This window comes from Thioalkalivibrio sp. ALE9, from assembly GCF_000377445.1.
Lineage (GTDB): Bacteria > Pseudomonadota > Gammaproteobacteria > Ectothiorhodospirales > Ectothiorhodospiraceae > Thioalkalivibrio.
This window is the reverse complement of record NZ_KB898124.1, coordinates 205,356-231,257: the sequence shown is the minus strand read 5'-3', so window position 1 is coordinate 231,257 and position 25,902 is coordinate 205,356. Positions and strand designations below refer to the sequence as shown.

General features: G+C 68.5%; 24 protein-coding genes. 7 read left to right on the top strand and 17 right to left on the bottom strand.

Annotation, left to right across the window (positions count from 1 at the left end; genetic code table 11):
* The first annotated feature begins 1 nt into the window (after position 1).
* From D106_RS0106805 to D106_RS0106795, 3 genes are all read left to right on the top strand, one after another.
* A complete protein-coding gene (locus tag D106_RS0106805; protein ID WP_018866471.1) occupies positions 2 to 640 on the top strand; it encodes a DUF1007 family protein in 639 nt (212 codons plus the stop codon).
* A gap of 131 nt (positions 641 to 771) precedes the next feature.
* Positions 772 to 1,815, top strand: a complete 1,044-nt coding sequence (locus D106_RS0106800) for a nickel/cobalt transporter (RefSeq protein WP_018866470.1) — start codon at positions 772 to 774, stop codon at positions 1,813 to 1,815.
* Positions 1,816 to 1,896: 81 nt separating this feature from the next.
* Entirely contained in the window at positions 1,897 to 3,699 is a 1,803-nt protein-coding gene (locus D106_RS0106795; RefSeq protein ID WP_018879611.1) for a long-chain fatty acid--CoA ligase, read from the top strand.
* Between the two features lie 396 nt (positions 3,700 to 4,095).
* Here the strand turns inward: D106_RS0106795 and D106_RS0106790 are convergent, their stop codons facing one another.
* The 10 genes from D106_RS0106790 to D106_RS0106745 all read right to left on the bottom strand — a co-directional run bounded on the left by D106_RS0106790 (position 4,096) and on the right by D106_RS0106745 (position 15,846).
* Complete coding sequence (locus tag D106_RS0106790; RefSeq protein WP_017941517.1) at positions 4,096 to 4,566, bottom strand: DsrE/DsrF/DrsH-like family protein; 471 nt, start codon at positions 4,564 to 4,566, stop codon at positions 4,096 to 4,098.
* A gap of 95 nt (positions 4,567 to 4,661) precedes the next feature.
* The gene (locus tag D106_RS15190; protein ID WP_018866467.1) at positions 4,662 to 4,808 is read right to left on the bottom strand and encodes a hypothetical protein; all 147 of its coding nucleotides are present in this window, start codon (positions 4,806 to 4,808) and stop codon (positions 4,662 to 4,664) included.
* A gap of 99 nt (positions 4,809 to 4,907) precedes the next feature.
* Entirely contained in the window at positions 4,908 to 6,479 is a 1,572-nt protein-coding gene (locus D106_RS0106780; RefSeq protein WP_018879610.1) for a dynamin family protein, read from the bottom strand.
* 27 nt (positions 6,480 to 6,506) lie between these two features.
* Positions 6,507 to 7,028: a hypothetical protein gene (locus D106_RS0106775; protein WP_018866465.1), complete on the bottom strand. Its 522-nt coding sequence runs from the start codon at positions 7,026 to 7,028 to the stop codon at positions 6,507 to 6,509.
* A 42-nt stretch (positions 7,029 to 7,070) separates the two neighbouring features.
* Positions 7,071 to 7,658: a DUF302 domain-containing protein gene (locus D106_RS0106770; protein WP_018866464.1), complete on the bottom strand. Its 588-nt coding sequence runs from the start codon at positions 7,656 to 7,658 to the stop codon at positions 7,071 to 7,073.
* Positions 7,659 to 7,712: 54 nt separating this feature from the next.
* Entirely contained in the window at positions 7,713 to 8,357 is a 645-nt protein-coding gene (locus tag D106_RS0106765) for an AAA family ATPase (protein WP_018879609.1), read from the bottom strand.
* Positions 8,358 to 8,467: 110 nt separating this feature from the next.
* Positions 8,468 to 8,899 carry a sulfur globule family protein gene (locus D106_RS0106760; protein WP_018866462.1) on the bottom strand — a complete coding sequence of 144 codons (432 nt, stop codon included), beginning with the start codon at positions 8,897 to 8,899 and terminating at the stop codon, positions 8,468 to 8,470.
* A gap of 596 nt (positions 8,900 to 9,495) precedes the next feature.
* Positions 9,496 to 10,203 (bottom strand): sulfur globule family protein, encoded by a 708-nt coding sequence (locus D106_RS0106755; RefSeq protein WP_018866461.1) that lies wholly within the window; start codon positions 10,201 to 10,203, stop codon positions 9,496 to 9,498.
* 31 nt (positions 10,204 to 10,234) lie between these two features.
* A complete protein-coding gene (locus D106_RS0106750; RefSeq protein ID WP_018866460.1) occupies positions 10,235 to 14,509 on the bottom strand; it encodes an efflux RND transporter permease subunit in 4,275 nt (1,424 codons plus the stop codon).
* A 128-nt stretch (positions 14,510 to 14,637) separates the two neighbouring features.
* Positions 14,638 to 15,846: an efflux RND transporter periplasmic adaptor subunit gene (locus tag D106_RS0106745; protein ID WP_018879608.1), complete on the bottom strand. Its 1,209-nt coding sequence runs from the start codon at positions 15,844 to 15,846 to the stop codon at positions 14,638 to 14,640.
* A gap of 430 nt (positions 15,847 to 16,276) precedes the next feature.
* Between D106_RS0106745 and D106_RS0106740 the strand changes: the two genes are divergently transcribed.
* Positions 16,277 to 17,656: a sigma-54-dependent Fis family transcriptional regulator gene (locus D106_RS0106740; RefSeq protein ID WP_018879607.1), complete on the top strand. Its 1,380-nt coding sequence runs from the start codon at positions 16,277 to 16,279 to the stop codon at positions 17,654 to 17,656.
* A 98-nt stretch (positions 17,657 to 17,754) separates the two neighbouring features.
* Here D106_RS0106740 and D106_RS0106735 read toward each other — a convergent pair whose 3' ends face one another.
* From D106_RS0106735 to D106_RS0106715, 5 genes are all read right to left on the bottom strand, one after another.
* Positions 17,755 to 18,423: a hypothetical protein gene (locus D106_RS0106735; RefSeq protein ID WP_018879606.1), complete on the bottom strand. Its 669-nt coding sequence runs from the start codon at positions 18,421 to 18,423 to the stop codon at positions 17,755 to 17,757.
* A gap of 96 nt (positions 18,424 to 18,519) precedes the next feature.
* On the bottom strand, positions 18,520 to 19,341 hold the full coding sequence (locus D106_RS0106730; protein WP_018866456.1) for a hypothetical protein: 822 nt from the start codon (positions 19,339 to 19,341) through the stop codon (positions 18,520 to 18,522).
* Entirely contained in the window at positions 19,338 to 20,390 is a 1,053-nt protein-coding gene (locus D106_RS0106725; RefSeq protein WP_018879605.1) for a glycosyltransferase family 4 protein, read from the bottom strand. The genes D106_RS0106730 and D106_RS0106725 overlap by 4 nt, the downstream gene beginning before the upstream one ends.
* Before the next feature lie 5 nt (positions 20,391 to 20,395).
* Positions 20,396 to 20,794: a 6-carboxytetrahydropterin synthase gene (locus D106_RS0106720; protein WP_018879604.1), complete on the bottom strand. Its 399-nt coding sequence runs from the start codon at positions 20,792 to 20,794 to the stop codon at positions 20,396 to 20,398.
* Positions 20,795 to 20,823: 29 nt separating this feature from the next.
* Positions 20,824 to 21,825, bottom strand: a complete 1,002-nt coding sequence (locus D106_RS0106715) for a zinc-binding alcohol dehydrogenase (protein ID WP_018879603.1) — start codon at positions 21,823 to 21,825, stop codon at positions 20,824 to 20,826.
* A gap of 164 nt (positions 21,826 to 21,989) precedes the next feature.
* On the opposite strand from D106_RS0106715, the gene D106_RS0106710 reads away from it, so the two are divergent.
* The 3 genes from D106_RS0106710 to D106_RS0106700 all read left to right on the top strand — a co-directional run bounded on the left by D106_RS0106710 (position 21,990) and on the right by D106_RS0106700 (position 24,168).
* A complete protein-coding gene (locus tag D106_RS0106710; protein WP_026280607.1) occupies positions 21,990 to 22,766 on the top strand; it encodes a CDP-alcohol phosphatidyltransferase family protein in 777 nt (258 codons plus the stop codon).
* On the top strand, positions 22,759 to 23,397 hold the full coding sequence (locus tag D106_RS0106705) for a YceI family protein (protein ID WP_018877906.1): 639 nt from the start codon (positions 22,759 to 22,761) through the stop codon (positions 23,395 to 23,397). The genes D106_RS0106710 and D106_RS0106705 overlap by 8 nt, the downstream gene beginning before the upstream one ends.
* Before the next feature lie 558 nt (positions 23,398 to 23,955).
* Entirely contained in the window at positions 23,956 to 24,168 is a 213-nt protein-coding gene (locus tag D106_RS0106700; RefSeq protein ID WP_018879601.1) for a YjfB family protein, read from the top strand.
* A gap of 192 nt (positions 24,169 to 24,360) precedes the next feature.
* On the opposite strand, the gene D106_RS0106695 is transcribed toward D106_RS0106700, so the two are convergent.
* Both D106_RS0106695 and folE read right to left on the bottom strand, forming a co-directional pair.
* Positions 24,361 to 24,990, bottom strand: a complete 630-nt coding sequence (locus D106_RS0106695) for a class I SAM-dependent methyltransferase (protein WP_018866449.1) — start codon at positions 24,988 to 24,990, stop codon at positions 24,361 to 24,363.
* 248 nt (positions 24,991 to 25,238) lie between these two features.
* Positions 25,239 to 25,892, bottom strand: a complete 654-nt coding sequence (folE, locus tag D106_RS0106690) for a GTP cyclohydrolase I FolE (RefSeq protein WP_018866448.1) — start codon at positions 25,890 to 25,892, stop codon at positions 25,239 to 25,241.
* Between the last annotated feature and the right edge of the window lie 10 nt (positions 25,893 to 25,902).

Below are 25,902 nucleotides of genomic sequence, written 5' to 3'. Positions count from 1 at the left end.
GATGCGTATCCGCCCCTGGTTCGTGCTGATCCTGGGCCTGCTGCTGCCCACCGGGGTGCTCGCCCACCCGCATGCCTGGATCGACCTGCGCGTGGGACTGGTCTTCAACGAGGCCGGCGAGCTGCTACGCATGGAGCAGTCCTGGCGCATCGACCCCACCTACAGCCACATGCTGCTGGAGGACCTGACCGGCCAGCTCGACGGGGACACCGACATTGACACGGCCCTGGAGCACGCCGCCGAACGGATGCGCGAGAACCTGGCCGGGCATGACTACTTCACCGAACTGAGCACCGGCGAGCGCGACCTGGACGTCCCGCCGGCGCGCAACGCCCGTCTGACCCTGGAGGACCGCCGCCTGCACCTGCGCTTCGAGCTGCCGCTGGAGGACCTCGACATCACGGCCGGGGACCGCTTCAGCTACCGCGTGTTCGATCCCGAGTACTGGATCGAGATCCTTCACGACCCGGAGGACATCGTCTTCGTCGAGAACCGGCCCGGCTGCGCGGTGACGATCGACGAACCCCGACCTGACCCGCAGCTGATCCGCTACGCCGCGACCCTGGAACGCCAGGATCGCAGCCCGGTCGACAACCTCGGACGCCACTTCGCGGAGACCGCCACGCTGGAATGCGACTGAGGGGGATGCCGCTTCACAACCGGACGGCGCGCACACACCACCCGATGGCTCGTGTGTTATACAGTAACGCCATGCACCAGGTAACGCATCGAATCCGGAACCCACTGCAGCCCGCCCTCCCGGGCCTGCTGATGCTGCTCGCGCTGTGCCTGCTGTTCGGCGGTCCGGGCCTCGCACAGGCCGCGACCGGTCATCCACTGGGTGCCCCCACCGAGGCGCCCGCCGAGCGCGCGGCGCCGCCGCCCCCGGACCGCCTCGACGCCCCGGCCCCGCTGGCCGAACCGCCCGGCCCCCTGGAACGGCTGACCGGCTGGATGCTCCAGACCCAGCGGCAGCTCCACCGCAGCCTGACCGAAGGCCTGCACGCCCTGCGCGACGGCCCCACCGCACACACCGCCGGGGCGCTGATCCTGGTCAGCCTGCTGTACGGGATCTTCCATGCCGCCGGCCCTGGCCACGGCAAGGCGGTCATCAGCGCCTACCTGCTGACCCAGCCGCAGAACCTGCGCCGCGGCATCCTGCTGTCCACCGTCTCGGCGCTGGCACAGGGCGTCACCGCCATCGTACTGGTCGGCGTGCTGATCGGCCTGTTCGGCTGGCTGGCGCGGGATACCCTGGGCCAGGTGCGCACCCTGGAGATCGCCAGCTTCGCCCTGGTGGCGCTGCTCGGGCTGTGGCTGATGGCGCGCGCCCTGCGTCACGCGTGGCGGCTGCAGCGCGCGCATCGGGTCGCGCCCGTCCATGGACACGACCACGAGCATGGCCACACCCATGGACATGACGCCCACTGCGGCTGCGGGACCCCGCACCACGTGGACCCCAACCACCGCGGCACCTGGTGGGGTACCGTGCTGGCGGTCGGCATCCGCCCCTGTTCCGGCGCCGTGCTGATCATGGCGGTCTCCGCCGCTTTGGGACTGGCCTGGGCCGGCGTCGCCGCCGTACTGGCGATGTCCCTGGGGACCGCCGCCACCGTCTCGGTGCTGGCGACCCTCGCCGTTTCGGCACGCGACTGGACCCGGCGCTGGCTGGGCCCCACCCGCATGGGCCGGCTGACCTACATCGGCCCGGCCCTGGGAATGGCCGGTGGCGGCGTGATCGCCCTGATCGGTCTCAGCCTGGTGCTGGGTGCCATCGCCTACCAGCCCGTCGCCCATCCTTTAGGGGTGCGCTAGCGGCCGAATGGGCCGGGACTTGCCCCAGGCGCAGGCGTCCTCTAACGTCCGGGACAACCGAACCCCGCTCGCGAGGACGCCATGCCGTCGACCACCATCACCCCGGAACAGGCTCCGACCCTCCCCGCGCTGTTCCGCACCCGCGTGTCCATGAGCCCGGATGCGCCGGCCTATCGTCATTACAGCGCCGCCGACGAGACCTGGAAGCAAACGACCTGGAGCGAAATGGCCACGATGGTCGATCGCTGGCAGGCGGCACTGGCGCGCGAGGGCTTCAAGCCCGGGGAACGGGTCGCACTGATGCTCGGCAACTCGCGCGAGTGGGTCGCCTTCGACCAGGCCGCCACCGAACTCGGGCTGATCACGGTCCCGCTGTACACCGATGACCGCCCGGACAACGTCGCCTACATCATCGGCCAGACCCAGGCGCGCCTGCTCCTGCTGGGCGAGAGCGCGCACAGTCGCCGCCTGTCCGAACACTTCGCGAACATGCCCTCGCTCAAGCGCTTCGTCTGCCTGGGCCACACCGAAGGCCAACCCGAGGACGAACGGGTGATGGACCTCGAGACCTGGCTGGAACGCGGCGACCCGGAACGCGTGCATCGCCCGGATCTCGACCCGCTGGCCCTGGCCACCATTGTGTTCACCTCCGGCACCACCGGGCGGCCCAAGGGCGTGATGCTGTCGCACCGCAACATCCTCGACAACGCCCAGGCCTCGTCCACCGCCGGGCCGCTGTCGGATGCCGACCGCTTCCTCTCCTTCCTGCCGCTGTCGCACATGCTGGAGCGCACCGGCGGCTACTACATGCCGATGCTGATCGGTGCCGAGGTCGCGTTCGCGCGCTCCATCCAGGGGCTGGGCGAGGACCTGATGTCGGTCCAGCCGACCGTGCTGATCTCGGTTCCGCGCATCTACGAGCGCGTGCACGGCCGCATCCAGGCCGGCCTGAAACAGAAATCCGCGCTGGGCCGAGGCCTGTTCAGGGCCACCGTGGCCATCGGCTGGCGCCGCTTCGAATACCAGCAGGGCCGCGCGTCCTGGTCGCCCGGCTTCCTGCTGTGGCCGCTGCTGGAGCGCATCGTCGCCCACAAGGTCCTGGACCGCCTGGGCGGCAAGCTGCGCTTCGCGGTCTGCGGCGGCGCGCCCCTGCCGCCGCCGATCGCCCGGTTCTTCATTGGTCTGGGCCTGCCGGTGCTGCACGGCTATGGCATGACCGAATCCAGCCCGGTGGTCAGCGTGAATACCCCGGACGACAACCTGCCCGCCTCCATCGGCAAGCCGCTGCCCGGCATCGAGGTCAAGATCGGCGAGATGGACGAGCTGCTCACCCGTTCCAGCTGCGTGATGCTTGGCTACTGGAAGAACGAGGAGGCGACCGCGAGCACGATCGACGAGGATCACTGGCTGCATAGCGGCGACCAGGCACAAATCGACGACGATGGCCACATCTTCATCACCGGCCGCCTGAAGGACATCCTCGTGCTGACCAACGGCGAGAAGGTCCCGCCGGCGGACATGGAAATGGCCATCGCCCTGGACGCCCTGTTCGACCAGGTCATGGTCGTGGGGGACAGCCACGCCTTCCTGACCGCCCTGGTTGTCCCCGAGCCCGAGGCCTGGACCACCTTCGCCGAGGACCAGGGCCTTGACCCCGGCGCCTCCGGGCGGCTGCCGCGCTCCGCCGAACGCGCCCTGCTGCAGCGGATTCAATACCAGCTGCGCGACTTCCCCGGCTACGCCAAGATCCGCCACGTGCACGTAGTGCATGAACCCTGGTCGGTGGACAACGGCATGCTGACCCCGACCATGAAGCTCAAGCGCCCGGTCATCTCCCAGCACTACGCCGACGCCATCGAGGCCATGTACGCCGGCCACGACTAGGATCCCTTTATATATTCACCACGAAGCGCACGAAGGCACGAAGAAGGTCACGGTCAAGGTCGAAAGCGTTTCTACCACGGAGGACACAGAGGGCACGGAGAAATCCCTTCCTGGGTGGGCAGGACGCCGATTACCGCACCCCAGCGCGTCCATCCTATAGGGCGAACCGGCCGCGATGCGGTTCGCTGTGATCAACGCACCCTGAGCACCCGAACAACTGCAGTGTTCTCAGTGCACTCCGTGCTCTCCGTGGTTCAATCGCCCTGGCCCTTCTTCGTACCTTCGTGCGCTTCGTGGTGAAAATGTCCTTTTAACTGCGGCATGAAGACCGAAAACGAAAAAGGCCCCGCAGCCGGGGCTGCGGGGCCTTGAGGGCGCGTCAGGCGCGCCGCCGGTTCAGATGAACAGGCAGATGTCGGACTCGCCGGCGAACTCGAAGAACGCCGCGGCCCCGGCGTATTCCACGCCGTCGATGAATTCGCTGGTGTCCATGTCGAACAGGTCCACCGTCATCTGGCAGGCAATCATGCGCACCTCGGCCTCCAGGCACAGCTCGCGCAGGTCGCCCAGATCGGAGACCCCCTTGGCCGCCATCTTCTTCTTCATCATCACGGTCATCATCTTCTGCATGCCCGGCAGGGCCTGCAGCATCACCGGCATGGGCATGGGCATCGGCATGCCCGGGTTGCCCAGCGAGGTCACCTGCAGATCCAGCTTCTTGCGCAGCAGTTGCAGACCATAGAAGGTGAAAAACACCTCGCAGTCATAGCCCAGTGCAGCCGCGGTGGAGGCCAGGATGAACGGGGGATAGCCCCAGTCCAGGCTGCCCTTGGTGGCAATAATGGCCATTTTCTTCTGATCACTCATCTTTACTCTCTCCTCCATTGGTAACAGGAACCGGACCCGCCACAGCCCCCTGCGCGATCCGTCCCCAGTTGGTTAAAGCCCTTGGTCTATCCGGCTCACTGCCCCGACGCCTGACGCCCCCTGCGCCAGTCGCGAATCAGTGCACATCCGGCACAAACCCCCAGCGCCGCCATGCTGGCCCATACCGAGATGGGCACCAGAATCATGGCCAGCGCAAACATGAGCCACGCCAGTATGGTCATCGTTCTCCTCCTGCACAACGTTTGCAGCCAGAAGCCGCATCGGTTGGTCGCCTTGCTTGTGGTTGCGAGCCATCACGCGAGGAGGAGGCACTCGACCTCCTACCCCTGGCGCTTCTCCGGCACCTCCGGCTCGGCGTAATCGCGGGGCGCATCCGTGCCCGGCGTCGGTTCCGGGGCCGGGGCTTCCGGCTCCCTGGGATGGTAAACATCGGTGGCCGAGGCACGCCCGCCCTGCCGCGAGACCGGGCTGGCATCCACGAACTGATTGTTCAGGCGCTGGATATAGGCCTCGGCGCGATCGCGCAGCTGATGCAGGCGGCTGATCATGCGGCGCCCCAGGCCCAGTGGCGCCCGTCCCATCATCGGCTGCCAGGGGCGCGTGTTCTTCTCGAACGCCGCGCGCCAGTTCCCGGCGGCGGTCTCGGTCGGCAGGGTCCGCGCGATGCGCCGTGCCAGCCAGCGGCGGTTGAAGAAGTGGATGCCGCCCAGCACGATCGCCAGCACGACGAGCCCGAAGCCCGTCATCAGCGGACGCTCGCCCATGGCCTGCCAGACGCTCCCGTCGGTCCAGGGCGCGATGCCCCCTGCCGACTGGTACCCGACCAGGCCCAAAAGCACCGCGACCACGGCGAACATCCCGGCATCGAACTGCACCACCCGGCGGCGCCACCGCTCCAGCGCCTTCTTCAGGGCCGGCAGGGCGTCCATCTCGATGGATTCGGCGATGGCCTGCAGCGAGCCCAGGATGCGGTAGGAGCGCGAGGAGCTGATCTCCTGGATCTTGGCGTGGATCTCCTCGCGATCGCGGCGGGACTTCTCCTCGTAGCGCTCGCGCACCTGCGGATCGCCGATCTCCACCGCCGCGCTCTCGTTGTACAGGCAGTAGAAGCGCCCGGTCGCGTTGCCCTGGCGCACCACGGCCCGCTGCCAGGCGGAGACGACCTCTTCCAGGTTGTCCTCGCGCCAGGTGGTGTCGATCTGGTTGAGGATGAACACCAGCTTGGTGAAATCGTTGCGCTCGGCGACACGGTTGACCAGATGCTCCAGGGTGTCGCGCATCGCACCCGGCTCCGGGTGGCGGGCGTCGAAGAACACCAGCACCAGGTCGGACAGGTCGATGATGTGATCGGTCAGCTGCAGGATGGTCGCGCGCTGCTCGTCGGCATCGAAGCCGGGGGAGTCGATGATGATGCGCCCGCGCAGACGCTCCGAGCGCGCGGTCTTCATCGCCAGGAAGTGGTCTACCGTGCGCCCGCCGCCGTCGGTAATCCGCTCGATCTCGTCAGACACCCGATAGAACGGGAAGCGCGGATCGCCGTCCAGAGCCAGCCCCGGGAGTTCCTGCACATGCTCGCTACCGCCGTAGCTGATCACGGTGAACTTGTCGTCGACTGCCTGCGAACCGCTGCGCTGTACGGTCGTGCCCACGTACTCGTTGATGAACGTGGACTTGCCGGCGGAGAAGGTGCCCAGCGTTGCGATCATCGGCCACCAGGAGATGCCAAAGGCGTAGGAATCCTCCGTGGGATCCAGGAGGCCGGCCGCATAGCCGACCCGGTCCAGATCCCGGAACGGATCGACCACGCCTTTCAGGACCGGATTCTCTTCGGCAAGGCGGTCGCTCAGCAGCTTGAGCTGCTTGCGCACGCGAGGGCCAGGACGATTGAACATGCGGACTCCGTCAGTCAAAACGCGCGATCAGCGCGGGTAATACGGCCCCGGGGAACCCCGGACCGGACCGCCCTGATCGGTGAATGGGTTGAACATGTTCATCATACCCATGGGGCCGCCCACATTGCGATTCAGGCTCCACATATCCTGCTGCATGCCCGTGATCGAGCCCGCCATCACGCGGGTATCGCGCGTCATCGAGCCGATGTTGGCGTCCATCGACTGCGTATTACCGGCGATCACCGCGACCTCGTCGTTCATCACCCGCATGGTGTTGTTGATGTCGGTCATCTGCCGGTCCATCGACGCCATATGCCCCGCGATGGTGGACATGTCGCGGTCCATCACCTGAGTCATCTGGGTGATCTCCTGGGTAAGCTGGCCCACATCCCGGGTCAGGCTGGTGATCAGCCAGAAACCGTAGATGGCCAGCACGATGAAGGCCACCAGTGCGGTGTAGACGATCAGTTCCAGACGCCGGGAACGGGCATCCGCCTTGTCGGCCTCGTCCCGAACCTCTGCAAACTCGCTGCTACTTTCTTCACTCATTGAACGCCCTTTGCTGTTTCATGGAAACGGGAGCCATCCCCGTCAGAAGGCGCCAACGGCAGCGCGATCGATAATTTCCTCCAGGGATTCCTTCACAAACACCGCCTGCTCGTGCAGATCCTCGGGCAACGGCCGCCCCCCGTGGATCATCGGGTTCAGGTCCAGGGTCATCAGCCACAGATTGCCCTCGGCATCCTCCTGCAGCACGATCCGGCAGGGCATATAGGCCGCCATCGCCGGGCTGTGTCGGACCATCTGCGCGGCGATGGCCACATCGCAGAACATGTAGATCTTCAGGAACGGGAAGTCCTCGCCGGTCACGCTGCGGACCTCCTCGCCCATCGGCAACTCGCCGACGTTCCGAATATTCAGCTCGTTGGCCACCAGGCGCAGCACATCCTCCACGTCCTCGACTTCAAGCCCCTCGTCCACCTGGCGCTTGTAGACCATGGCCTCCGCGGCATCGCCCGTCTCCAGTACCGTCCGGGCCATCTGCGAATAGACCTTGGGCGCCTGGGCGTCCAGGGACCGCGCCTGGCTCAGGTAGGGCTCGAAGGCGAAGATGGCATACCCCACGCCGATCAGCGCCAGGAGCCCGATCACGACCAGTGCATTGCGGATGAAACGCATGAAGCTCTCCTCCTTCCATCGCGTCCGCAGCCCGGCAGCCCCGGGCGCGAATCGTTATTGTTTTTTGCGGCGCCGCCGCCCGAACAGCGCCACCGCCAGGGCATCCAGCTCGGCGGCGGCCTTGCCGCGGGGCTCCAGCTCGCGCACCGACAGCCCCTCACTGAACGAGCGCCGGAATGCCATGCGCTGCTTCAACCGCGGCTTCAGCAGGCGCACGCCGTCGATCTGCCGCAGCGCATCAAAGGTCTCGTCGGTCTCGCGCACGGCCTGATGCGTGTCCGCGCGGTTGATGAACGCCAGGATCTCCGGGCGTTCGCCGGATCCACGCTGCTCCTGAATCCTTTGCACAAAGCGATGCGTTGACCAGACATCCGCCTGACTGGGGGGCACCGGGATCAGCACGCGGTCCGCGCCTTGCACCGCCGCCATCAGCGAGGCCATGTCCGACGCGCCGACATCGATCAGCACCTCGTCGTACTCACCGGCGCGGACACGCGCCGCGTCTAGGCCCTCCACCGCATCCAGCGCCGGTTCATAGCCCTCCTCCCGCCGCACCTCCAGCACGTCGCTGAGGGTGCGCTGGGGATCCAGGTCCACGGTCAGGGCCCGGCGGCGCCCCTCCAGCAGCCACAGGGCCAGATTGAAGGCCACGGTACTCTTGCCGGTACCGCCCTTGAGATTGGCGACGACGGTCTGCATGGCGTCTCCTTGGAACATTGCGGATTGACGGCTGCGTGCAGCCCGTCAATCCGCAACACTCCGGAAAAAGGGCCTGCCCGAAACGGGCAGGCCCGAACAGCGGGATGGACTTAGTTGCCCTGACCCTGCTGCTGTTGCTGGGGCATCTGACCCTGCGGACCCCAGCCCTGCGGACCGTAGCCCGGACCATAGCCATAGCCAGGACCGTAGCCGTAACCCGGATGGCCGTATCCATGGCCATAACCGCGGCCGTAGCCGTCGCCGTAACCGTGACCATACCCGTGGCCATGGCCGCGACCGCGAGCGGAGAAGTCGAAATCACCCCCGCCCATCATGTCGCTCATCATGTCGCCCATACCGTGGCCGCGGCCATAGCCCGGGCCACCGAAGAAGGGCATGCTGGGGCCATAGCCGTAGCCGGGGCCGTAATGGCCGGGACCGTACCCGTAACCCGGGCCGCCCCACTGGGCGGAGGCCATCATCGGGGCGGCCAGGCCACCCAGGGAAACGGCGAGAACTGCTGCCTTGACGAACTTGTTCATGGTGCTACCTCCTGAAGGAGTCATGCCCTCAATTTGAATGCGCGCACGCGGGGAGGGCTTCCCGAATACGCGCCTTACCGGTCAGGGGAACGGAAAACCGCCCATCCCCCAGGGGAAGGCCGAAAACGGCCCGCCCATTCCCGGATACCCGGGCGAACCCGGATATCCGTATGGATACCCTCCTGGCATCCCGCCAGGGGGGTGGAACGACGGAGAACCCGGCGCCCAGTAAGGACCTTGCGGCCCGTAGCCCCGGTACCCCGGAGCATGCGGCGGCGGGCCCGGCGCCTCCCGCGATTCGGCCCGTCGGGACGGGTCGTAGTCGCGGTCCGGGAAGCGCCCGCGCGGGCGTTCCGGGGCCGAGCGCTGTACCTCCGGCGAACCGGAGGCCCAGGGGTTGTGGCGATCACTCGCCGCCAGGTCGGCGACCGGCAAAAGGAACCCCGCAGCCAGCACGACCCCGAGCATCGGGATCGTGCTGACTCGCGTGCGTTTCGATTGACCGGACTGCCTGCCCTGCATGGCGAACCGCCTCCGTCTGGCTTCCACTACGACGGGCCTGCGTGCCCGTCGATCTGCGATGACTGATCCGCGGATCAGTAGCCGCCACCTTCTTCCATGGCTTCACGACGCTCGCGCATCATCTCCATGCGTTGCTCGCGCTGGCGCTCCATCTCTTCTTCATACGCGGCACGGCCGGCCTCCATCGCCTTCTGGCGTGCCTCGCGCATGGCCTGCATCTCTTCCATGCGTTCCTGGCGCTCGGCATGCTGCGCCTGGATGCGCTCGCGCATCTCTTCCGGCATGTCTTCCGGCAGGTTGTCCGGATCGAATTCCGGCATCTGGCCGTAGCCCGGGCGCTGCTGCATGCCGTAGCCCGGCTGCATCATCCCGGGATGGCCGAAGCCGCCCTGCTGCGGGCCGGGACCGTAGCCCTGGCCGTACCCGGGGCCGTAGCCATACCCGGGGCCGTAACCCTGATGGCCACGACCATAACCCTGCCCGTACCCGTCGCCATGGCCACGGCCATAGCCCTGGCCATGGCCTCGCCCGGACATGCCGAAGCTGAAGTCACCGGAGCCTTCGCGTTGCTGCATCATCCCGCCGCCGGGATGCATGCCCATGCCCTGGCCATAGGGGGCGTGACCGTAGGGACCGGGCACCGGACCCTGCTGGCCCATCGCCGGACCCTGGCCGTAGCCCTGCTGCTCGTCGGCCTGGGCCACACCCAGGGCCAGCACGGATGCCACAGCGGCGCTGGCCAGCGTGGTACCGATCGTTCGGGTGTTGAATCGCTTCTTCATCGGGAACCTCCTTGAGGTCTTGCTTGCGTGATCATTTGAGTCGAATCCCGCGCCGGGCGCGGCCCTTGCCGGGCGTACCCGACTTGCCACCCCCCTTGGGAGTGGTGCCGCTCTCCTTGCGGCCGGTCTTGCTACTGGTCGAGGCGGATTTGGCGGTTCCGCCGGTCTTCTTGTTGGACGCCGGCGCCGTGCGCTTGTTCGCCGCGCCACCACTTGATTTGGGTCCGCTGGCGGCCTGGCCGGACGTGCTCGCACGCCCTTTGCTCTGGCTACCCGCGCCGCCGCTAGTCGTCCTGGCCTGGGACTGCGTCTTGGCCTTTGTCTTTGTCTTCGTCGTGCCACTGGACGCCTTCTTCGCGGTCTTCGTACCCGCGGCACCGCTCCCGGCCGCGCCGGCCGCGCGGCTGGAGCCGCCCTTCGCAGACCGCGATTCCGTGGCGCCGGACGCGGACGTCGCCTTCGCCGACGCCGCGCGGGATGCCCCGCCGGCGCGGGACTTCGCTTTCTTTGGAGGCGCCGCGTCCTCGGCCTTCACATCCGCGTTGTCGGTGGCCGCCGGCGGGGTCGCCGTGCCCCAAGGCTCGGCGGCGGGCTCCGGCTCTTCCGGGCGACCCGCCGGTTGGGGTGCCTGCGCGACCGGCTCCGAATCCGCGGGACCGGCCGATTGGCGGTCCTGCGCCTTGCCCGCAGCCGGGCCGGAGCCCGTGTCCGACGGCCCGCCACTCGCCGGACCGCTACCGAAGCCCGGGGTGGAGCCGCCGCCCGACGGGCCGCCCGGCCCGCCGCCACCGTCGCGACGGCGCTCCAGCAAGGACCGGATCAGGCGCCACAGGGCGAACGCGAGATCGCGCAGGCCCTCGAGGAAGGCCAGGGCCAGGCACTTGAGGTACAGGCCGGCATACTGCACCGCCTGGGTCACCGGCCCGCCCTCGCGCGGGCCGAAGAGGTCGTTGCCCGCGGCGCCGGCGGTCGCGCCCGGAGCCGGGGCCGCCCCGCCGCCATGGCCGTTGCCGTGGCCATTACCGTTCGCGCACACCGCAGCCGCCTCGCCGTTTTCGTCCAGGCTGGTCGGGCAGAAGGCGCGGCGCCCGGAGATGCAGCCCAGCGGGATTACCAGCAGGGTCAGCAGGGTGGCCACCACGGTGCCGAACATCAGCGAGATCGCCATGCCCTGGAAGATCGGATCGAACAGGATCACGCTGGAACCGGCCAGCAGGGCCAGCGCGGTGATAATGATCGGGCGGGTACGCGCCTGACAGGCCAGGATCATCGCGTCGCGCACGTCGTGGCCCTCGTCCACCGCCTGGCGGCCGAAGTCCACCAGCAGTATCGAGTTTCGGACGATGATGCCCGCGAGTGCGATGAAGCCGATCATCGAGGTCGCGGTGAACTCGGCGTTCATCAGCCAGTGGCCGGGGATGATCCCGATCAGGGTCAGCGGGATCGGGGCCATGATGATGCCCGGCAGCACGAAGTTGCCGAACTCCCAGACCACCAGCATGTAGATCAGGATCAGCGCGATCGCGAAGGCGATGCCCATGTCGCGGAAGGTCTCGTAGGTCACCGTCCACTCGCCGGCCCACTCGAACGCGGTGGAATCGTCATTCGGCGGCGGTCCCAGCCAGTGCGGCTGCACCTGGCTGCCATCCGGAAGCCGGTAGTCCTCCAGCTGCTCCTGGACCTCCAGCATCCCGTACACCGGCGCGGCCAGGCGGCCGACCACCTCGCCGGTCACGTACTCCACCGGACGCAGGTTCTTGTGGTAGATCGGCTCGTCCTGCGGGCGCTGGACAAACTCGCCGAGCTCGGCCAGCGGGATGGACCCGCCCTGCCGGGTAAACACGGGCAGCATTTCCAGCTGCCGGATGTCGTTGCGCGTGGCCATCGGCAGGCGCATCTCGATCAGGTGCGGCTCAACCAGCGACTGCGCCTTCACGTCGCCCAGGATCTGTCCGCCGATCGCGGTCTCCAGGGTGCGGTTGATGGTCTCGACGGTCACGCCGCGGCGCAGGGCCTTGTCACGATCCACATCAAAGTGCCAGACGTCGTGCGGCGCCTGCAGGAAGCTGTCCACGTCCGCTACGTGCTCGGCATTGGCGAACATGCCTTCCAGATCACGGGCGACCGCACGGCGGGTTGCCGCGTCGGGGCCGTAGACCTCGGCCACCACCGACTGCAGCACCGGCGGGCCCGGCGGCATCTCGACCACCTGGATACGCGCACCGGCGGCGCGAGCCAGCGGGGTCAGGCGTTCGCGGGCCTCGGTGGCGATCTCGTGCGAGGTGCGGCCGCGGTCGCCCTTGTCCACCAGCTGCACCTGGATATCCCCCTGCCAGGGTTCGTCGCGCAGGTAGTAGTGGCGCACCAGGCCGTTGAAATTGAACGGCGACGCGGTGCCAACATACGACTGCAGGCCCACCACCTCGTCCATCTCGCGCAGCACCTGTGCCATGTCGTGGCTCAGGGTGGCGGTCTCGGTCAGGGCGGTGCCCTCGGGGAAGTTCACCACCACCTGGAACTCGGGCTTGTTGTCCAGCGGCAGCATCTTCACGCGCACATCGGTGGTCATGAACAGGCTGACCATCAGGAAGAAGATCACGATCACGCCGATCAGGAAGGCATAGCCGCGCACGGGGTTATCCGCCAGTCCCGGGATCGCCGTGCGATAGAACCGACCCAGCTTCTCGGCCTGGCGGTGTTCCTTGTCGGTGGCCTTTTCGAGGTAGGCCATGCTGGGGCGCAGGCGCTGGGTCAGCCACGGGGTAAAGACAAAGGCCGCGACCAGCGAGAACAGCATGGCGACCGAACCCAGCACCGGGATCGGCTGCATGTACGGGCCCATCATCCCGGAGACGAAGCCCATCGGCAGCAGCGCCGCGATCACGGTGAAGGTCGCGAGGATGGTCGGATTGCCGACCTCGCGCACCGCATCTACCGAGGTCTCGGTATCGATGCCGCGCTTCATCAGCCAGCGTCGGTAGATGTTCTCCACCACCACGATGGCATCGTCCACCAGGATGCCGATGGAGAAGATCAGCGCGAACAGGCTGACGCGATCGATGGTATAGCCCAGGACCCAGGCGCTGAACACGGTGAACAGGATCACCACCGGAATCACGATCAGCACCACCAGCGCGGCGCGGATCCCGAGGAACAGCCCGACCAGGATGGTCACCGCGAAGGTCGCGATGAACAGCTTGAAGATCAGTTCGTTGACCTTCTCGTTGGCGGTCTTGCCGTAGTCGCGCGAGACCGCGACCTCGACGTTGTCCGGGATCACACTGCCCTTCAGGCGTTCGAGACGTTCGAGGACATTGTTGGCCACGGTCACGCCGTTGCTGCCGGGCTTCTTGGCGATCGCCAGGGTCACCGCCGCCGCGCCCTCCGGCGCCGCGTCCGGATCCACGGCGGCCGGCCCGGAGTAGTGCCGCACGAAGCGGTCCACCTCGCCCGGTCCGTAGGTCACCTCCGCCACGTCACGCAGATACACCGGCTGACCGTCACTGACCGCCACCAGCAGCTGCTCCAGATCCGCCGCCCCGGTAAAGAACCGCCCGGTGTACACCGCGGTGCTCAGGCCATCGCTCTCGATGCGTCCGGCGGCGCCCTCGACGTTCGCGGACTGCACGGCCTGTGCGATCTGGTCCAGACTGACATCGAACCCGGCCAGGCGCTCCGGCTGCACCTCGATGCGCAGGCGCTCCTCGCGCCCGCTGACCACGAAGCTCTGACTGGTATCGGGGACCTCGTTCAGCTGTTGCTGCGCATCCAGCGCGATTTGGCGCAGCAGGGCATCATCCACCTCGTGCGACCAGAAAGTCAGGTTCACCACCGGCACATCATCCGCGCCCTTGGCCTTGACCATCGGCTCGCTCACACCCGGCGGCATCAGGTCACGATTGGCAAACAGCTTGTCGTGCACCTTGACGATCGAGGACTCCATGTCCTCGCCTACATCGAACTGCACGGTCACCATCGCCTCGCCGCGATGCGATACGGAGTAGACGTTGTCGACACCGGAGAGCTCGCTCATCAGCCGCTCCAGAGGCCGTGCCGCCAGGCTCGCCACCTGCTCCGAAGGCACACCCGGGTAGGACACCATGATGTCCACCATCGGCACGGAGATCTGCGGATCCTCCTGGCGCGGCGTCACCATCAAGCCGAGGATGCCGATCGCGATACTGGCCAGCAGCAGCAGCGGCGACAGCGGCGAATGGATAAACGCCGCCGCCATGCGCCCGGCAATGCCGGGGTCGCCGTGCTTCTGCCGGAAACCGGTCTCGGATTGTCTGTCGTCTTCGGCCATCGAGCTTGAACGGTCCTGTTGTCGGTCTGGCGTCCCGGGCACCGCCAGGGGCGGCGCCTTGCCACCGGTGCGCCTGCCAGGGGCGCCTGCCGGTGCTGTGAATCCGGTTTTGGGCCGGAGAGGCGTCCCTACATGCGGCTCCAGGGATCGGCGTCACCCCCGCGGCGCCCGGCGCCCGCATCCGGAGAGCGTCCACCGACCGGCTGGCCGGAACGCACGCCGGCACCCGGCCGCGCGAGGATCTGCATGCCCGGCTCCAGCCCGGAGGTCACCACCACCTGGTCCCCGCGCGAACCCCCAAGACGCACCATGCGCACCCGCACATGGCCCTCGCCGTCCAGCACGGCCACCCGCGGCAAGGCGCCCCCCGGGATCAGGGCGGAACGCGGGATCACCACGCGGTTGCCCGGCGTACCGGCCTGCGGCAGATGCACCGCCGCATGCATGCCCGGCCCGCCGCGCACGCCCTGGGGCAGATCGAACTTGACGGTCACGGTATGGCGCTGGGGATCGGCCAGGGGGAAGATCCGGGCGACCCGGGCCTCCACCTCGTCGCCGGTATCCAGCCGCACCTGCACGTAGTCGTCTTCCTGCAGGCTGCTTACCAGCCGCACCGGCACCTGGGCCTCGATGCGCAGGAACTCGACATGGCCGAAGCTGACGAGCGGCTGCCCGGGCTGCACGGTGTCGCCTTCTTCGACGTGCTTGTGCATCACCAGGCCGTCAAAGGGGGCCTCGGAGCGGGTGTCGCGAATGGCGGCGTCCAGCTCGGCCACGCGGGCCCGGGCCTGTTCCCAGCGCGCCTGGGCCTGATCCACGCCGATGTAGCGGGAGTAGAGATCGGTGCGTCGGTCCAGCGCGGGGTCGCCCATGCCCATGAACTGGCCCATCGGCTGGGTAAACATCTGGTCGAACATCGATGGCACGCCCATGCCGGGCATCTGCCCGATGTTGCGCGACTGCGGCGAAATCATCTCGCGGCCGTACTGCATCTGGGCCTCGCGGATCGCAGCCTCGGCGGTACGCATCTCGGCCTCGGCCGCCTGGCGCTGGGCGCGCAGCCGGTCATCGCTGATCGCTACCAGCACGGTCCCCTGTTCGAAACGGTCGCCCTCGGCACCGGCTACGTCGACCACGCGCCCCGAGGACTGCGCCGTCAGCGTGACCTCGCGGAAGGGAATCACCGTGCCACTGACCGTCTGGGTGGCCGCCTGATCCGGCTCCACCGTGAGGACGGGGCCGGAGGCATGCACCAGCGACAAGCCCCACAGAGGCAGTGCCAGTGCCGCACCCAGCAGGGTCCGGGCCAGAAGGCGTCGGGAGACTCGAGCAATCATGATCGTCCTACCTCGCGCCGAATGCCGCGATGAGAGAGGGGGTGCCGGGCCTGCGCGCCTGCACGCGCCGGGGCCCGGGCAAACGATGGGCCGCAGCCGACCGACTGCCGGGGGAAACGGCAACGAGCCTGGTCCGGCGACCGGTGTCAGCCGGATGACCACCGAAGCGGGTATCCATATCCCAGTATGTAGAAGAACTCATGCCGAACTACAAGCAACGTATATGCCAGTATTGTGACATTCTTATAAATCAATCACTTGATTCTGATTTGCTGATATTCAGGGCACACCTGTTGCAACACCCCCGTTTCGCGCTATAACCGAGACAGGGATTGGCGAAACGGGGGATTCCCGGGTGTTGCAGGAGGCCCCGGGTGTTGCAACACCGTCCCGCTGCCGCCGGCCCCTCCAACAAGAAAAAGGAGGCGGGATGACCACAACCGAACTGGCCGAGATCTGCATCCGACACAGTCGGGATCCACACCTCATCAGCGATACCCGGGGCCGGGTCCTGTTCGCCAACCCGGCCTTTCACCAGACCCTGCAAATCCCCCCGGATACCCCCCTGACCCTGGACCAGCTCGGGTCGCTGAATCTCGAGGCACATCTGAAAGAGGCCGCCGTCGCCGCCGGCGACGACGACGCCGACGCCAACCGCACCCCGCACGCCCTGCACTTCTCGCTGATGGCCGAACTGGAGGACGAGACCCTGCCACTGGAGGTCATCAGCCAGCCCCTGCGCCTGAACGACGACGCCCGCGCGCTGCGCCTGATCACCCTGCAGCCGCAGCGCCGGCGCACCACCTCGGTGGAGACCGTTAGCGAGGATGGTCGGGACGGACTCGATGACAGCCACTTCCATTCCCATGACGCCCATTGCCGCCCCACCCTCCAGTTCGCGCGGCGCGTCGCCGCCAGCGATGTGCGCGTGATGCTGCTGGGCGAATCCGGCACCGGCAAGACCCGCCTGGCGCGTGCGATCCACCAGGCCAGCCGCCGCGCCGAGGCGCCGTTTGTCGAGATCAACTGCGCCGCGATCCCCGAGGAACTGCTGGAATCCGAGCTCTTCGGCCATACCCGGGGCGCCTTCTCTGGCGCGGTCAGTGACCGTGTCGGGCGCTTCGAGTCCGCCGATGGCGGCACGCTGTTTCTCGACGAGATCGGGGAGATGAGCCAGCGGTTGCAGGCCAAGCTGCTGCGCGCGGTGCAGGACGGCGCCTTCGAACGCGTGGGGGAGAACACCACCCGCCAGGTGGATGTGCGCATCCTCGCCGCGTCGAACCAGGATCTGCGCAGCCGAGTGGAGGCCGGCGAATTCCGCACCGACCTTTTCTACCGACTGGCGGTCGCGACGGTGGAGATCCCGCCGCTGCGCGATCGGCCCCGTGATCTCGCGGCCACGCTCCAGGCCTACGAGGTGCATCACGGCATCCGCATCACCCCCCGGCTGAAGGAGAAGCTGCAGGACCACCCCTGGCCGGGCAACTTCCGCGAACTGGAGAATGTCTTCGAGTGCCTGACCCTGCACGCCCGCGATGGCCAGGTGGATGACTTCCCGCTCCCCGAGCCGGTGCGGGTGGAGGCAGACACGAGCGACACGATCCATGCGCCGCGTACCAATGGGTATGCCGAGCCGAATGGTTTTGGCTCCAATGGGGCCCACGACACCCAGGCCAGCGAACATCCCGAGGCGCGGCGCCTGCGCGAGGCGCTGGTGGCCCATGCCGGCAACCGCTCGCAGACCGCCCGCGCCCTCGGCATGGATCGCAGCACCCTGTGGCGCAAGCTGCACCGCTACCAGTTGGTCTGAGCGCCAACCGCACACGGCGCATCCACACAACAAAAGGCCCCGGAGATATACACCTCCGGGGCCTTTTCGATCGCCCGGGCACGGCGGCCCGGGACCGACTAGCGGAACTGACGCAGGTGGCGCGCCCCGTCCCGGTGGTGACGGTCATACACCGGCGCCAGGCGCTCGACCATCACGCGTCGCTCGCTGGCGGGCAGCAAGTCCAGGGCGCTGTCCCAGGCCCGCATGGCCCCGCGGGCATCACCCGCGGCAAACAGGGTGTTGCCCAGCTCGCCATAGAGGTCGGCACGCTGGGCCGCGGTCGCCGGGATGTCCGCCAGCGCGGTCTGCAGGACAGCGGCCGCGGCCTCCGGCCCTTCGCCCCAGTAGGCGGCGCGACCAGCCTCCAGGGCCTCCTGCACCTGGCGCGCGACCTGTTCCTCGCTCACCGGCTCGCCGGCGGCCGTGGTGCGCGGCTGCTCCTGCGGCTCCGGAATGGGCCGGTGCATGCCGGTGTCGTTGTCACGCTCGTAGGCCTCGCCGGTCATCGGATCCATGTCGCCCTCCGACAGACGGCCCTCGCGCGGCGGACTCGCGGGGGTGCGCGCCTCCGCCGCCGGGTCATCCTCCGCCACGGCCACCGCCTCGACGTCTTCGTCCTCCGGCACCACCTCCGCGCTGGGCGCCAGCACATCCCGCGCCGACCAGGCGATCAGCCACAGTACGATCACGATCAGGATCCACCAGCGACTCAGGAAACTTCTCTGCTTTTTATCTGCCTGTTCCATGCCTCACCTTTTCCGGTTATCCCCGTCCGATTCTATCCTGCACGGGTTCAACGTCCAGCGAAACGGGTACCGGGATTTCCTGCCGAACCCCGCGATTCACCCGCGCGCCCAAGCCGGCGGCAATCCCAGCACGTCCTGGTGACCGACCACCAGCTCGACCTCGCCCCGGGCAAGGGCGCGCGCCCGCGATTCGCCCCAGGCCTGCAACGCGGCCGCACGATGCGGCACGATCTCGCAGGCCGCACGCACCCAGCCGTCGATCAGGGCCGCCCCCAGCTTCGCCTGCCCGGCATCCAGGCGCCAGTCGCTCGCGCGCGTTTCCACGCGATACCCGTGCGCCTCGAGCCGGGCCGCGCAGACCGACGCGGCGATCGGGCCCAGCGCCGGCCCCAGGCCCTTGTCCGAACGCTGATGCCGATTCACCGCATCCTCCAGCTCGGCATCCAGGGGCTGCGGATCCGACCAGCGGATCCGCCCGTCATAGCTCAGCGCGAACAGGACCGCCGTCTCCTGGCGGGCACAGCCCTCCAGCAGCCGGGCAAGCCAGGCTTCGGACACCAGATCCAGCAACGCCGCCGCCGTCACCAGCGGCTCGTCCCCCGCGAGCGCCGCCGCCGGGTCTGCCGCCAGATCGGTCACCCGCCGCTCGAGCGCGACCCCGGGGCCCGGGGCCGCCGCGCGCTGCAGCAACCCCTTATCGTGATCCACCAGCCGCCAGTGTTGTGGGGTCGGCAGCCGGGGCGCGAGATAGCGCAGGTTGGAGCCGGTCCCGCTGCCAAGATCGGTGACCCTCAGGGCATCCCCCGTCACCCGGCCGGCCAGCGCCGCGCCCAGCATCGCAACCAGCGCGTCCGAGCGCGCCGCGTGATCCGCGGGTTCGCGCAGGGCGAGCCAGTCGGCGTCGAAGGTCTCGGTCATCGCAGCCAGTCCTCCAGCGTTCGCTCCAGCGCGGCCACCGCACCGTCCCAGTCCGGTCGTTCCGTCATGGCCGCGCGGGCCGCCCGGCCCATCCGTTCGCGCCCCCGCGGGTCGCGCAACAATCCCTCGATGGCCCCCGCCAGCGCCTCGTGATCGCCCGGCGGCACCAGACGCCCGGCCGCCGCGGGGACGGTCCCCGGGATCGCACCGCCCGTGGTCCCGATCACCGGCAGTCCGCGCGCCATGGCCTCGGTGTAGGCCATGCCGAAACCCTCGTAGACACTGGGCAGGACGAACACCGACGCCTGCGCGTACCAGCCCTCCAGCGTCGTATCGTCACACTCGCCGGCCCATTCGATGCGGCCCTGCAGCCCGGCCGCCGCGATCGCCGTCGCCACCCGCCGGGCATACGCCGCATCCCGGTCGCGCGCGCCCACCAGCACTGCCCGCCAGTTCTCGGCCTCAAGCCGGGCCAGGGCCTGCACCAGCTCCAGCTGCCCCTTTCGCGGGACCACTGTCCCCACGCAGAGCAGCAGCGCCGGCGCGCCGGGCGCCGGACCGGTGGCGGGCGGGCGCGCCTCGACGCCGGGCGGGATCGCCTGCAGCCGCTCCCGGGGCATGCCCCAGGCGGCCACCTGCGCGGCGGTAAAGGCGCTGGTCGCGACCACACCCTGCACATGCCCGAGCGCGGCGCGCTCCCGCGCGAGCAGGTCCTCCGACCGCGCCGGCGCCAGGCCGGTCTCCAGCCCCAGCGGGTGATGCAGCAGGTAGATCAGGCGCAAGCGCGCGGCATGTCGGGCCAGCACCTCGGGGAAGGCCCCCGCCGCCAGTCCGTCCAGCAGTACACCCCCGGCATCGGGAATGCCCGCAAGCGCGGCATCCAGTGCCGCCGCGGCCTCGGCATCCGGCCCCGGGAAGCCACCGTCCAGTTCATGGACCGCCACCCGCCAGCCGCGCGCCCGCAGACCCGCGACCATGCGCGCATCGTAGCGATACCCCCCGGTACGCTGGTCCAGCGAACCCGGGACCACGATACCCAGCGCGCGCATTCCGCTCAGGGCGCGGCCTCGTAGCTGGCCCAGGCCACGTGCGACTCGTTCAGCGTCACGCACACCGCATCCAGCTCGCGCGCGGACTCGCCCAGCTCCCCGGCATGGATGGCGCGCGCGACGCGCTGGTGCAGCGCGTGGGCCAGAAACTCGGTGGTCGTGTTCTGGCCGCGAAACTCCTCGCGCTCGTCCAGGTTCTGGTAATTGAGATCCGCCAGAAGGGCCTTCACGACCTCGCTGGCGCGGCCGATATCCACCACCAGTCCGTCCGCGTCCAGCGCCCGGCGGCGGAAGGTGACATCGACCACATAGGTCGCGCCGTGCAGCTTCTGCGCCGGGCCAAAGGTCTCGCCGGCGAAGCTGTGAGCAATCATGAAGTGGTCACGCACGTTCAGGCTGTACATCGGGTGGTTCCCCGTCTGGAAGTAAAGGATCAGTAGCGGATGCGGTGGCAAAGGGTGCGGGCGGCCTCGGACCCCGTGACGCGGGCCATCGCCGCGGGCAGATCGGCGAAGGCATCCTCGCCGGTGATCAGCGCATCGAGTGCCGGATCGGCCAGCAGGGACAATGCAAGCGCCAGGCGGCGGCGGTAATCCCAGCGCGCCGCGCGCTCCGGCGGGATGCGGCCCACCTGTGAACTGCGCAGCGTAAGCCGCCGCGAATGGAACGCCTCGCCCAGCGGTGCCGGCACCGGCTGGTCGCCGTACCAGCTCATCTCCACCACCCGCGCCTCGACCCCGGCCAGGTCCAGGGCCTGCGCCAGCCCGGCCGGGTTGCCGCTGGCATGCACCACCCCGTCCAGCCCCTGCAGCTCCGGGTTCCCCCGCGCCGCCTCCGGCGTACAGAGCGACAATCCCAGCGCCGCCGCCACGGGTTCGCGGGCGGGATTGGGGTCGATCAGCGTGACCTCGGCGCCCGGCATCGCCCGCAGCAACCCGGCCACCAGCAGGCCCACCACGCCGGCGCCGATCACCGCGAGGCGATCCCCCGGACCGGGCTGCAAGTCCCAGACCGCGTTGATGGCCGTCTCCATGTTGGCCGCCAGCACCGCGCGCCCCGAAGGCACGGCATCCGGTATCGGCACCACCGCGGCGGCCGGCACCGTGTAGGCGCTTTGATGCGGATACAGGCAGAACACTCGCTGCCCGTCCAGCCCGTGCGCCGCGTCACCCGCCTCAACGGTGCCGACGCTGATGTAGCCGTACTTCACAGGCCACGGGAATTCGCCGGCCTGGAACGGCGCGCGCATCGCCTGATACTGGCTCTCCGGCACCCGACCGTGGAACACCAGCGACTCGGTCCCGCGGCTGATCGCCGAGAACTGCGTGCGCACCCGCACCGCGTCCGGGCCCGGCTCCGCCAGTGCCTCCGGACGCAACGCGCCCGTGCCCGGGCCGGTGACCCAGAAGGCCTGTTCGGAGCCGGCCGTGCTCACCGGGAGGGTCCCGGAAACGGGGTGCGCTGCCACGTGATCATCCGCGCAGTGTGGGCGAAGGGCGCAGCGACCGGCAACTCCCGGTGCCCCGCATGGTCGCAAGACCAGGGAGTGCCACCCGCGCGCCCCCAGGACGATCGCCAACGGAGCGCTACAATCCCCGCATGGAGTCTTCCCCTGCCAAGCCTTCCCCGTTGCGCCTGCAGGCCGGCCTGCGGGTCTGGGCGACCGACTGGCTGCTCGCGGGCCTGGCCGGCCTCGCCGTAACCGGTGCGCTGGTTTGGCGCGCGCACGCGGGCCTGCCAGCCGTCGCCGGTTTCGTCACGCTCTGGCTGGTGCTGGGTGCCATCCTCGTCAGCCGCACCCCGGCGGCCGGAGTGGCGTCTTCCGGGCGCGGCCCCGGCCCGGCCAACCGGGTCACGCTCCTGCGCGCCGCGCTGACCGCCCCGCTCGGCGGCCTGGTCCTGGCCGCCCCCACCCCGGACGAACCGGTGCTGGCGCTGTGGGTGATCGCCCTCGCGGGCCTGGCACTGGTGCTGGACGGGGTGGACGGGGCCGTCGCGCGCCGCACGGACAGCGCCACCGCGTTCGGCGCCCGCTTCGACATGGAGCTGGACGCCGCCATGATCCTCGCCCTGTCGATCCTCGCCTGGCAGATGACGGCGGTCGGCCCTTGGGTAATCCTGATCGGCCTGATGCGCTACGCCTTCGTGCTGGCCGCCCGCCCCCTGCCCTGGCTGGCCGCGCCGCTGCCGCCCAGCCGGCGCCGCCAGGCCGTCTGCGTGTTGCAGACCGTGGTCCTGCTACTGGTCCTGATCCCCGGCCTGCCCGCACCCGCCGCCATCACCATCGCCCTGGCCGGCCTGCTGGCTCTGGGCCTGTCCTTTGCCGTGGATATCCACTGGCTGTACCGCCACCGACCGGAGGTGTGTCATGACTGACGCCCGCAACAACCGCCGCCCCGCCCGCCTGCGCCGCCTGCTGCTGGGTGGCCTGCTGGCCACGGCCCTCGCGCTGCCCGCACAGGCCCTGGCCGATGCCGACCGCTGGGTCATCGACCCCGACCACTTCGCGGTCGGCTTCCTGGTCGATCATGCCGGCTATGCCAAGGTCTTGGGCATGTTCCTGGAGGCCGAGGGCGAGTTCGTCTTCGACCCCGACACGGGCGAGCTGGGCGACGGCCATTTCGTCATCCAGACCGACAGCGTGTTCACCAACCACGCCGAGCGCGACGACCACCTGCGCAACGAGGACTTCCTGAACGTCGAGGAATACCCGGAGATGCGCTTTACCGCCACGCGCTACGAGCCGACCGGCGAGAACACCGGGCGCCTCAGCGGCGGGCTCGAGCTGCTGGGCGAGACCCGCACCATCCACCTCGACGTGACGATCAACAAGGTTGGGCGCTACCCGTTCCCGCTCGGCGGCCTGTTCGGCCGGCCGTACGTGCTCGGTGCGTCGATGCGCGGCAGCTTCAACCGCTCCGACTTCGGCATGACCTACGGCCTGACCCGCGACATCGTCGGCGACGAAGTCGAACTGATCATCGAGTTCGAGGCCCAGCGCCAGTAACGCCCGGCCGACTGAATGTATTCACCACGAAGCACACGAAGGCACGAAGAAGGGCCAGGGCGGATTGCACCACGGAGGGCACAGAGGACACGGAGAAGCGCTGACCGCAGGGCTGCGCGCTGGAGTCTACGTTGCCGCCGGGCGATCGCGGGGCACGGGGCAACGCTCCCCCGTCATCCCGGCCGCAGCGAAGCGAAGAGCCGGGATCTCCGGACCCTGGCACCCATGTCACGGCGCACCCCGAAGGCGCGGGTCGCGATCGCCCCGAAATAGACAGGACGCGGACGAAGCGAGCGAAACGCCCATTGAAGGTCAAGGGCGCTGTTCACCACGAAGGGCACGAAGATACGAAGGAAGGGCCAGAGCAGATCGAACCTGCCAGGGTATGGAGAAGGGCGGGGAGCCCGGTCGCACGGCGGTGGTGCCGTAGAACAGGAACCTTCTGAAAAAAATCGGGTTCGGGGGCTCAAGTCTGCGGGGATGCAGCCGTCACCGGGGGCAGGCCCGTTCCCCCTATCGAGTGCAACGGGCCTGCACATTCAGAACCGGGAGTACGAGATGGACGCAAGCGCGATTGCCGCGATGGCCACGCAGAACAGCCAGCAGCAGGTGGCCATGCAGAAAGACGTGGCCGTGCAGAAGAAGGCGATGGAGTCGCAGGAGATGGCGGCTCAGTCGATGCTGCAGGCCATGCCCGACATCGGCGAGATGCAGGCCGCCACTCAGAGTCTGCCGGACAACGTCGGCACCAACATCAACACGACCGCCTGAGACGTTACCAACTGTCCGTCCAGAAAGGCCCCGGCGCACTTTTGCCCGGGGCCTTCTCTTTACTGGGCCATCACCCGGCCCGTTCCGGCAACGATCAAACTTCTCCGTGTCCTCCGTGACCTCTGTGGTTACACGCCCTTGCCCTTCCTTCGTATCTTCGTGCCCTTCGTGGTGAACAAAGGCCCTTGCCCTTCAGCCCCCATCCCCGGCATTACGCCCGGACGCATCCGCGGGCGCACGACAGACCCGCGCGGCGAAGCGCCGCATCACGCCCCGCGCCAGACGGTCTTCCGGGTCGATGCAAAAGCCGGCCTGTTCCACCGCGGCCTCGGTATCGCGGTTCGGGTGACAGCCGCCGGTGATACAGGTCCAGGCCGGCTGCACCCGGTCCTGGGCGCGGGCCAGCAGCGGCCGCGTGTGGCGTACATGCTCAAGCATGCGTAGCTCGCCCGCCTCCGCCAGCACCCGGCGCACCTCGCCGAGGGCCCGTGGCGGATCCTGCACGCTGCAGAACACCAGGCCGGAGACCACGGTATCGAAGGCGCCGTCGGCAAATGGCAGGGCCTCGGCCCGCGCCACCACCAGCGGCACGGAAGGCGCCCGCCGCCGGGCCCGGCGCAGGGCCGCCAGGTCCGGGTCGATGCCGATGACCCGTTCCGGATCGGCGTACAGCGGCAGGTCGCGCCCGGTCCCGCAGCCGATCTCCAGTACGCGGCCGTGCGCACCGGCCACCAGACGCCGGCGCCAGCGCCGCAGGCCCAGCAGCTCGGCACCGGCCATCAGGCCGTCGTACAACCAGGGGATCTGTTCCAGACCGCGCATCGAGACTCCCGGGGACAGGAAAATGTGATGCCCAACACATTCTTTCGGCGACTGTCAGGAACCTGTTTCCACAGTCCCTGTCCACTTATACAAGTTGCGGAAATGATCGGCTCGTGGCAACGGCAGCCGGTTTTCCGCCGTTCGGACCAGAACCCTCCATCACACGGGTGTCCGGACGATCTTTGGCCCGACCTTCGCGTCGGGCCATTTTTTTGTGGGGTGACCCCGCCCGGCAGCCCCGGGAACGGTCAGCTGCCCGTGCGACCGATCAGGTTGAGGAACTCGCGCCGGGTCCGGCCGTCCTCGCGGAAGGCGCCCAGCATCACCGAGGTCGCCATCGACGAATGCTGCTTCTCCACCCCGCGCATGGTCATGCACATGTGCTTGGCATCCACCACCACACCGACCCCCTTGGCGTTCGTCACCTGCATCAGGGCCTCGGCGATCTGGCGCGTCAGGCTCTCCTGGATCTGCAGGCGCGCCGCGAACATGTCGACAATCCGGGCGATCTTGGACAAACCGATCACCTTGCCATTCGGCAGGTAGGCCACATGCACCTTGCCGATAATCGGCAGCAGGTGATGCTCGCACAGGGAGTACAGTTCGATATCGCGCAGCAGCACCATCTCGTCGTTGTCCGACGAGAACAGGGCCCCGTTGACGATACTGTCCAGGTCCTGGTGATAGCCACGGGTGAGATACTGCATCGCCTTCGCGGCGCGCATCGGGGTATCCAGCAGGCCCTCGCGCTGCGGGTTCTCGCCCAGGCCGGCGAGGATGTCGCGGTAGCGCTCGGCGAGCTGTTCCGGGGCCGCCAGCGGCTGGCCCGAGGCATTGGTGGCCGTCGGCTCGTCGGCCGTCCGGGCGTCTGCATCCATCATCGAGTCCTTGTGTTCGCTCATTCTTGCGTTT

Bases quoted from the DNA above. Each gene is read 5' to 3' on its own strand.
- D106_RS0106720 (WP_018879604.1), bottom strand. From the start codon at position 20,794: ATGTACAGCCTGAACGTGCGTGACCACTTCATGATTGCTCACAGCTTC.
- D106_RS0106805 (WP_018866471.1), top strand. From the start codon at position 2: ATGCGTATCCGCCCCTGGTTCGTGCTGATCCTGGGCCTGCTGCTGCCC.
- D106_RS0106795 (WP_018879611.1), top strand. From the start codon at position 1,897: ATGCCGTCGACCACCATCACCCCGGAACAGGCTCCGACCCTCCCCGCG.
- D106_RS0106780 (WP_018879610.1), bottom strand. From the start codon at position 6,479: ATGTTCAATCGTCCTGGCCCTCGCGTGCGCAAGCAGCTCAAGCTGCTG.
- D106_RS0106755 (WP_018866461.1), bottom strand. From the start codon at position 10,203: ATGAAGAAGCGATTCAACACCCGAACGATCGGTACCACGCTGGCCAGC.
- D106_RS0106800 (WP_018866470.1), top strand. From the start codon at position 772: ATGCTGCTCGCGCTGTGCCTGCTGTTCGGCGGTCCGGGCCTCGCACAG.
- D106_RS0106705 (WP_018877906.1), top strand. From the start codon at position 22,759: ATGACTGACGCCCGCAACAACCGCCGCCCCGCCCGCCTGCGCCGCCTG.
- folE (WP_018866448.1), bottom strand. From the start codon at position 25,892: ATGAGCGAACACAAGGACTCGATGATGGATGCAGACGCCCGGACGGCC.
- D106_RS0106730 (WP_018866456.1), bottom strand. From the start codon at position 19,341: ATGACCGAGACCTTCGACGCCGACTGGCTCGCCCTGCGCGAACCCGCG.
- D106_RS0106695 (WP_018866449.1), bottom strand. From the start codon at position 24,990: ATGCGCGGTCTGGAACAGATCCCCTGGTTGTACGACGGCCTGATGGCC.
- D106_RS0106770 (WP_018866464.1), bottom strand. From the start codon at position 7,658: ATGCGTTTCATCCGCAATGCACTGGTCGTGATCGGGCTCCTGGCGCTG.
- D106_RS0106750 (WP_018866460.1), bottom strand. From the start codon at position 14,509: ATGGCCGAAGACGACAGACAATCCGAGACCGGTTTCCGGCAGAAGCAC.
- D106_RS0106700 (WP_018879601.1), top strand. From the start codon at position 23,956: ATGGACGCAAGCGCGATTGCCGCGATGGCCACGCAGAACAGCCAGCAG.
- D106_RS0106725 (WP_018879605.1), bottom strand. From the start codon at position 20,390: ATGCGCGCGCTGGGTATCGTGGTCCCGGGTTCGCTGGACCAGCGTACC.
- D106_RS0106775 (WP_018866465.1), bottom strand. From the start codon at position 7,028: ATGAGTGAAGAAAGTAGCAGCGAGTTTGCAGAGGTTCGGGACGAGGCC.
- D106_RS0106710 (WP_026280607.1), top strand. From the start codon at position 21,990: ATGGAGTCTTCCCCTGCCAAGCCTTCCCCGTTGCGCCTGCAGGCCGGC.
- D106_RS0106760 (WP_018866462.1), bottom strand. From the start codon at position 8,899: ATGAACAAGTTCGTCAAGGCAGCAGTTCTCGCCGTTTCCCTGGGTGGC.
- D106_RS0106735 (WP_018879606.1), bottom strand. From the start codon at position 18,423: ATGGAACAGGCAGATAAAAAGCAGAGAAGTTTCCTGAGTCGCTGGTGG.
- D106_RS0106745 (WP_018879608.1), bottom strand. From the start codon at position 15,846: ATGATTGCTCGAGTCTCCCGACGCCTTCTGGCCCGGACCCTGCTGGGT.
- D106_RS0106790 (WP_017941517.1), bottom strand. From the start codon at position 4,566: ATGAGTGATCAGAAGAAAATGGCCATTATTGCCACCAAGGGCAGCCTG.
- D106_RS0106740 (WP_018879607.1), top strand. From the start codon at position 16,277: ATGACCACAACCGAACTGGCCGAGATCTGCATCCGACACAGTCGGGAT.
- D106_RS0106765 (WP_018879609.1), bottom strand. From the start codon at position 8,357: ATGCAGACCGTCGTCGCCAATCTCAAGGGCGGTACCGGCAAGAGTACC.
- D106_RS15190 (WP_018866467.1), bottom strand. From the start codon at position 4,808: ATGACCATACTGGCGTGGCTCATGTTTGCGCTGGCCATGATTCTGGTG.